Origin of the sequence: Burkholderia alba (genome assembly GCF_034721475.1) — a bacterium.
Lineage (GTDB): Bacteria > Pseudomonadota > Gammaproteobacteria > Burkholderiales > Burkholderiaceae > Burkholderia > Burkholderia alba.
Window position 1 is genome coordinate 1 of record NZ_JAWJWL010000128.1, and the last position, 1,616, is coordinate 1,616.

Consider the following 1,616-nt stretch of genomic DNA (forward strand, 5'->3'; position numbering starts at 1 on the left):
AGCGGACCACCTGGCGATAGCAGGCGCGGCGCAGCCCGTCGAGCATGTCGGCATGCGTGGGGATCGCGCTCATCATGACCACGGCCAATGGCCCAGGGCCAACCAAGCGCCGATCGTCAGGCCCACCAAACCGACGCCGGCCATCAGCGTGCCCCACCCCAGCCGGTTGACCCAGACAGGAACATGGCGCGGCCGGTTCCACCGGGTGTCGTGCGTGATTTTCATGCCTCTCCTTCTCGCGCAATAAACAGACGAGCATCCCAATCGACCGGTCGTGGCTCAACCCCACGCCACGAAGACCGCTGATGCTGCGGCCGCGGGCTCACGCCGGTCTGCCTCAAAATCCCGTACCTGTCTTGCAACCAGACGAGCAGGACCTGATAGTCGTGTTCAAGCAAGACGACCCGATGCGCTCATCGACCTTTTTAAGCTTTTCGGAGAGTCCATCATCGTCCAGCCGGTGGGTGCCCGATACGCGCCCCTATTCAGAAGCGACGCGTCATCGCGCAAGTCGGCGATCCATTGCCGGATCGGCGCAATCACATCCGCAGCCGCGTGTGCAAACAGCTCAGCCAGCAGCCGTCGCTGCAAGCTCGGATTTGTTTCGGCGCACTCGACTAGCATGTCGGCCAGTCGTCCCGCGCCCAACCCGATGACCCTCTCGGCAACCCGCTCATCGCCATTGTTGTGAATCATCCGCTTGCCTCCGTCATGAACACTTACAGCGCCGCCTCGAGATCGGCCAGCGTAATCAGCAATAGCATCGGATCGAGCGGCGACACCTCGAAGCCGACCCGCTCGTAAAACGTCTTGGCCGCGTCCGACAGCGCGTGCACGATCATGCCGCGAATGCCGATCGCTGCAGCTGCGTGCAGCACGCGCAAGCCGGCGTCGCGCACCAGCGCGCGCCCGATGCCGGAGCCCTGCGCGCGCCGGTCGACAGCGAGCCGTCCCAGCACGACGACGGGAATCGGATCGGGCATGTTGCGCCGGAACCGGCCCAGTGCCGCCTCGAGCGCGACGGCGCCAGCGCGTAGTACGCACCTGCCCGTCTTGCCGTGCGACGAAGGTGCGCGAGGCTCCGCTGCGCTGATTCGCGAGCGCACGACGCTGTAGCCAGCTGTCGAGACTGGCGACGCCCGAATCGAACCCATCCAGCTGATGCTCGGCCGTCAGCGGCTCTGGGGCGGTCCACGTCATGCAGCCGGATCCCACGGCGCCGGGGTCTGCATGGTCCGGCGCAACGCGGCGTTCGGCTGGGCCGGGGCATCCAGGCGCGCGAGAAAGACCGCGTACGCATGCGGCGTGGCCACCAGCACGACTTGATCGAGCAGCGTTTGCTCGGCGGCCGCCCGAGCCGCATCGAGAATGAAATCGGTGCGGGTCTTGCCGGCCGCGGCCGCGGCGCGATCGATCAGCCCCCGCTCATCAGGGCGGATGCGCATGTTCAAGGTGTGGCGCGACGGGTGGGCGAGTGACATGGCGGAGACCCTCCAGAAAAGGCATGGAAAGTGCCACTCTAGCCAAACGTAACGACAATGTCATTACGCTACCCGAGACACGATGGGATTTCCCCCATTTCACCCCATCAAATACCATGCCGCTAATAAGCATTA

General features: G+C 65.0%; 3 protein-coding genes. All 3 read right to left on the reverse strand.

The genetic code is table 11. The annotated features are described in order from the left end of the window. Positions 1–390: 390 nt before the first annotated feature. Positions 391–696: a hypothetical protein gene (locus RZR99_RS32760; RefSeq protein ID WP_323123821.1), complete on the reverse strand. Its 306-nt coding sequence runs from the start codon at positions 694–696 to the stop codon at positions 391–393. Between the two features lie 23 nt (positions 697–719). Continuing rightward, positions 720–983: a GNAT family N-acetyltransferase gene (locus tag RZR99_RS32765; RefSeq protein ID WP_323123822.1), complete on the reverse strand. Its 264-nt coding sequence runs from the start codon at positions 981–983 to the stop codon at positions 720–722. Between the two features lie 213 nt (positions 984–1,196). Further along, positions 1,197–1,445, reverse strand: coding sequence for a type II toxin-antitoxin system TacA family antitoxin (locus RZR99_RS32770; RefSeq protein ID WP_323123823.1), 249 nt, complete (start codon positions 1,443–1,445; stop codon positions 1,197–1,199). Positions 1,446–1,616 lie beyond the last annotated feature (171 nt).